6 protein-coding genes are annotated in these 5,536 nt (G+C 67.9%); 5 read left to right on the top strand and 1 reads right to left on the bottom strand.

Annotated features, from left to right (window positions below):
- Positions 1 to 108: 108 nt before the first annotated feature.
- The 4 genes from ACWDYJ_RS35805 (at position 109) to ACWDYJ_RS35820 (ending at position 1,840) form a co-directional block, all read left to right on the top strand.
- Entirely contained in the window at positions 109 to 276 is a 168-nt protein-coding gene (locus ACWDYJ_RS35805) for a hypothetical protein (RefSeq protein ID WP_451569784.1), read from the top strand.
- 91 nt (positions 277 to 367) lie between these two features.
- Entirely contained in the window at positions 368 to 799 is a 432-nt protein-coding gene (locus ACWDYJ_RS35810; protein ID WP_451569785.1) for a BlaI/MecI/CopY family transcriptional regulator, read from the top strand.
- 9 nt (positions 800 to 808) lie between these two features.
- Positions 809 to 1,339: an amino-acid N-acetyltransferase gene (locus ACWDYJ_RS35815; protein ID WP_451569786.1), complete on the top strand. Its 531-nt coding sequence runs from the start codon at positions 809 to 811 to the stop codon at positions 1,337 to 1,339.
- Between the two features lie 165 nt (positions 1,340 to 1,504).
- Complete coding sequence (locus tag ACWDYJ_RS35820) at positions 1,505 to 1,840, top strand: histone-like nucleoid-structuring protein Lsr2 (protein ID WP_451569787.1); 336 nt, start codon at positions 1,505 to 1,507, stop codon at positions 1,838 to 1,840.
- Here the strand turns inward: ACWDYJ_RS35820 and ACWDYJ_RS35825 are convergent.
- Positions 1,822 to 2,436 carry an SCO3374 family protein gene (locus ACWDYJ_RS35825; protein ID WP_451569788.1) on the bottom strand — a complete coding sequence of 205 codons (615 nt, stop codon included), beginning with the start codon at positions 2,434 to 2,436 and terminating at the stop codon, positions 1,822 to 1,824. The genes ACWDYJ_RS35820 and ACWDYJ_RS35825 overlap by 19 nt on opposite strands.
- Before the next feature lie 450 nt (positions 2,437 to 2,886).
- Here ACWDYJ_RS35825 and ACWDYJ_RS35830 point away from each other — a divergent pair, with 450 nt between their 5' ends.
- Positions 2,887 to 5,412, top strand: a complete 2,526-nt coding sequence (locus ACWDYJ_RS35830) for an ATP-dependent Clp protease ATP-binding subunit (RefSeq protein WP_451569789.1) — start codon at positions 2,887 to 2,889, stop codon at positions 5,410 to 5,412.
- Positions 5,413 to 5,536: the final 124 nt, after the last annotated feature.

Genomic DNA, 5,536 nt, shown 5'->3' on the forward strand with positions numbered 1-5,536 from the left:
CGACTCGTACTGGACGTACTTGCGCGGTCCGACAACGCCGCGAGGTGCCGTGCCGGGGGCCGCGACCCGGTGAACCTTTCCGGTCACAGCACTAGCTAGGCTGGGGGCATGGACTACGTTTCCGCGCTCGTGCCCCCCATCGCGATGGCCGCGTTCTTCATCGCGCTCGTCGTGACGATCGTGAAGAGCCAGGGCGGTGCCAACAAGAACAAGGAAGACGCGGCGGTCGACGCCGTGATCGCCCGGGCCGAGGCCGCCCGGCAGCCGCGGAAGTAGCCGCCGCCCGGGGGTGCCACCGAGGTATCGGGCGCGCGTTGCCCGGCGAATAGCCGGGCAATTCAACGCATACGGCACTATCGTGCTGTATGTGCCTCGCCCCTTGGGAGAACTCGAAGACGCAGTGATGACACGGGTGTGGCAGTGGAACCGCCCGGTCACCGTTCGGGAAGTCCTGGAAGACCTCCAGCAGGAACGCTCCATCGCGTACACCACCGTCATGACGGTTATGGACAATCTTCATCAGAAGGGCTGGGTCCGCCGGGAAGCGGAAGGCCGCGCCTATCGATATACGGCCGTCTCCACCCGCGCCGCCTACTCGGCCGCACTGATGAACGAGGCCTGGTCGACCAGCGACAACCCCGCGGCCGCTCTCGTGGCCTTCTTCGGCATGATGTCCCCGGAACAGCGCGAAGCCCTCCGCGACGCCGTACGCGTCGTCCAGCACGACGACGCCGAGGACCCGGCCCCCGCCGAAGCGCAAGGGGAGTCCGGCGCGCCGGGCCCCGAGCCGGGGCGATAGCGTCCGGGTATGGGAGAGCTTTCCGCCGCACCGGCGAATGCAGTGACGATCCGCCGCGCGCGCACCCGTGATGTCCCGGCGCTGCGCCGCCTGCTCGACCAGTACGTGCAGCAGCGGATCCTGCTCGACAAAGCACCTGTGGTCCTTTACGAGGACATCCAGGAGTTCTGGGTCGCGGAACGCGTCTCCGACGGCCAGGTGGTCGGCTGCGGGGCTCTCCACGTCATGTGGGAAGACCTCGCCGAGGTACGCACCCTCGCCGTCGACCGCGCCTTGAAGGGGTCCGGCGTGGGGCACCAGGTGCTCGCCAAGTTGTTGGAGACGGCCCGCCGGCTCGGCGTGAGCCGGGTATTCTGCCTGACCTTCGAAGTGGACTTCTTCGCGAAGCACGGCTTCGTCGAGATCGGCGAGACCCCGGTGGAGACCGATGTCTACATGGAGCTCCTGCGTTCCTATGACGAGGGCGTCGCCGAGTTCCTCGGTCTCGAACGAGTGAAGCCGAACACCTTGGGCAACAGCCGGATGCTTCTGCGCCTCTGAGCGATCACGGCGGCTTTTTCAGGGCTCAGCACACCTGTGGCCTATGTCCGAATCGCGCACGTTTCCCGCCTGGTTGAGGTCCTGAACCTCTCACCGGGGGTTTGTGTTTTTCAGGCAAAAGCGGTTTCCTTTCCGCGTACTGCATTTTCGATGAAAGGAAATCCGGTGGCACAGAAGGTTCAGGTCCTTCTTGTCGACGACCTCGACGGTGGCGAGGCGGACGAGACCGTGACGTTCGCTCTGGATGGCAAGACCTACGAGATCGACCTCACCACCGCCAACGCTGAAAAGCTCCGCGGGCTGCTCGAGCCGTTCACCAAGAGCGGCCGCCGCACCGGCGGGCGCGCCGCCACGGGCCGTGCCAAGGGCCGCGCCTCGGCGACGCCCGGCAGCCCGGACACGGCCGAGATCCGTGCGTGGGCGAAGTCCCAGGGGATGAGCGTCAACGACCGCGGTCGCGTCCCCGCCGAGATTCGTGAGGCCTACGAGAACAGGGGCTGACGAGTACGCCGCCTCAGGCGGGCGCGGTGGCATTCCGTCGCCGCCGCGGCCACCAGGCGTACGAGGTCGGACCCGGCGCTCTGTCCGGGACCGGCGCTCTGCCCCTGACCGGGCAGGGCCGGCAGCGATGCCTCGCACCCCGGCTCGGGGGGCCGCAGCCACACGGCGGCCCCCTGAGGGCTTTCTCCCGGTGTCCGTCCCGTCGCCCGCCCCGGCGGCAGGGGGGCAGTGATCCTGCCCCCGGTCCCCAGGGCGGCCAGGTCGAGGGCCACAGCGCCCCATTCCAGCCAGTCGAGCAGCCCGTCCAGCTCCTCGGCACCGCCCGGCGCCACCAGGAACCGCATCCTGCGGCCCATCAGGGCCACCGGACCCGTGGCGACGGGCCTGCGCAACACCTCGGCGCCGGCGTCGGCGGGCAGCTCCAGTACGTCGAAGCGCGTACCGGTGACCAGCTGCGGGGGCGGACCGCCCGCGAGCGACCAGCCGAGCACCCCCTCGTACCAGGCGTGGAGGGGAGCGTCGTACGCCTCGGGCGCGACGCGGGGCGACGGTACGTCGTAGGAGCGGGGGGTCTCGACGGTACTCATGACGGCCATGACCGGAGCAACTCCGCAATCGCCGACGGGTTACGCAGAGCGTCCGGTCCAATGCGGAACGTAAACATCCGGGGAGTCGAGTCCCACATTCGGGAGCGAATCGTGTTCGCCCGTAGCGGAGGGATCCGTGCCCACCGGCATGGACTGTCCGTCACTGCGGGTAAGACATTCCTAGTGGATCGGGGCGACACGCTGATTTGAGCGGCTTCCGTTCGCCATCGGCGTACACGTGTGACGGGTATCTGCCTGGCCTGCGGGAACATCGTCTCGCACCATCGGGTTGGAGCAGTTGTCGGCTCTTCAAGCCGGTTTTCCTCACCGACGTGGGGGTGAGCCGCGGACGGATGTCGGCAGTTGGAATGAGCTGTCCCGCCCCGCGGGACTAGCATGCGGAAGGACAGGGCGGGGACCGACCCCGAACTGCCCGACCGCTCTGAGGAGCGATAAACGATGTTCGAGAGGTTCACCGACCGCGCGCGGCGGGTTGTCGTCCTGGCTCAGGAAGAAGCCCGGATGCTCAACCACAACTACATCGGCACTGAGCACATCCTCCTGGGCTTGATCCACGAGGGTGAGGGTGTCGCCGCTAAGGCCTTGGAGAGCCTCGGGATTTCGCTCGAGGCTGTTCGCCAGCAGGTTGAGGAGATCATCGGTCAGGGGCAGCAGGCCCCGTCCGGCCACATCCCCTTCACCCCGCGGGCGAAGAAGGTCCTGGAGCTTTCGCTCCGAGAGGCCCTCCAGCTCGGCCACAACTACATCGGCACCGAGCACATCCTGCTCGGCCTGATCCGCGAGGGCGAGGGCGTCGCCGCCCAGGTCCTCGTGAAGCTGGGTGCCGATCTCAACAGGGTCCGGCAGCAGGTCATCCAGCTGCTCTCCGGCTACACCGGAGGCGGCAAGGAGTCGGCCACGGCAGGCGGCCCGGCCGAGGGCACCCCCTCGACCTCGCTCGTCCTTGACCAGTTCGGCCGCAACCTCACCCAGGCTGCCCGCGAATCCAAGCTCGACCCGGTCATCGGGCGCGAGAAGGAGATCGAGCGGGTCATGCAGGTGCTGTCCCGCCGGACCAAGAACAACCCGGTCCTCATCGGCGAGCCCGGCGTCGGCAAGACCGCCGTCGTCGAGGGCCTGGCCCAGGCCATCGTCAAGGGCGAGGTGCCCGAGACCCTCAAGGACAAGCACCTCTACACCCTCGACCTGGGTGCCCTGGTCGCCGGTTCCCGGTACCGCGGTGACTTCGAGGAGCGCCTGAAGAAGGTCCTCAAGGAGATCCGCACCCGTGGCGACATCATCCTGTTCATCGACGAGCTCCACACCCTCGTGGGTGCGGGCGCCGCCGAGGGCGCGATCGACGCCGCCAGCATCCTGAAGCCCATGCTGGCCCGTGGTGAGCTCCAGACCATCGGTGCCACGACGCTGGACGAGTACCGCAAGCACCTCGAGAAGGACGCGGCCCTCGAGCGCCGCTTCCAGCCGATCCAGGTGGCGGAGCCTTCCCTCCCCCACACGATCGAGATCCTCAAGGGCCTGCGCGACCGCTACGAGGCCCACCACCGCGTCTCCATCACGGACGAGGCCCTCGTCCAGGCGGCGACGCTGGCGGACCGGTACATCTCGGACCGCTTCCTGCCGGACAAGGCGATCGACCTGATCGACGAGGCCGGCTCCCGGATGCGCATCCGCCGGATGACCGCGCCGCCGGACCTCCGCGAGTTCGACGAGAAGATCGCGGGCGTGCGCCGCGACAAGGAGTCGGCCATCGACTCCCAGGACTTCGAGAAGGCGGCTTCCCTCCGTGATTCGGAGAAGCAGCTGCTCGCCGCGAAGGCCAAGCGCGAGAAGGAATGGAAGGCCGGCGACATGGACGTCGTCGCCGAGGTCGACGGTGAGCTCATCGCCGAAGTCCTCGCGACCGCGACCGGCATTCCCGTCTTCAAGCTCACGGAGGAGGAGTCTTCCCGCCTCCTGCGCATGGAGGACGAGCTCCACAAGCGCGTCATCGGCCAGAAGGACGCCATCAAGGCGCTCTCCCAGGCCATCCGCCGCACCCGTGCGGGTCTGAAGGACCCGAAGCGTCCCGGTGGCTCGTTCATCTTCGCCGGTCCGTCCGGTGTCGGTAAGACCGAGCTCTCCAAGACGCTCGCCGAATTCCTCTTCGGCGACGAGGACGCGCTGATCTCCCTCGACATGTCGGAGTTCAGCGAGAAGCACACGGTTTCCCGTCTCTTCGGTTCGCCCCCCGGCTACGTGGGCTACGAAGAGGGCGGCCAGCTGACCGAGAAGGTCCGCCGGAAGCCGTTCTCCGTCGTCCTCTTCGACGAGGTCGAGAAGGCGCACCCGGATATCTTCAATTCCCTTCTCCAGATCCTGGAAGACGGTCGCCTGACCGACTCCCAGGGCCGGGTCGTGGACTTCAAGAACACGGTCATCATCATGACGACCAACCTGGGTACGCGGGACATCTCCAAGGGCTTCAACCTCGGCTTCGCGGCCGTGGGTGACGTCAAGACCGGCTACGACCGGATGAAGGCGAAGGTCAACGAAGAGCTCAAGCAGCACTTCCGGCCGGAGTTCCTGAACCGTGTCGACGACACGGTCGTCTTCCACCAGCTCAGCCAGGAAGACATCATCCAGATCGTCGACCTGATGATCGCCAAGGTGGACGAGCGCCTGCGGGACCGCGACATGGGCATCGAGCTCAGCGGTGACGCGAAGCAGCTCCTGGCCAAGCGCGGCTACGACCCGATCATGGGTGCGCGGCCGCTGCGCCGGACCATCCAGCGTGAGATCGAGGACCTGCTGTCGGAGAAGATCCTCTTCGGCGAGCTGCGTCCCGGTCACATCGTGGTCGTGGGCGTGGAGGGTGAGGGCGACGAAGCCAAGTTCACCTTCCGCGGCGAGGAGAAGTCCGCACTGCCGGACCTCCCCCCGGTCGAGGCGACGGGCTCGGGCCCGGACCTCAGCAAGGGCGCCTGAGCGCTAGCCGCTGGGTAGCACTGAAGGGGGGGGGGGGCCGGGGGGGGGGGGGGGGGGGCGCCCGCGGTGTTCGCGCCCCCCCCCCCGCGGGGGCCCCCTGGGGGGCGGGGCGCCCCGGGGCGCG

It is taken from the genome of Streptomyces sp. NPDC003042 (genome assembly GCF_053591315.1).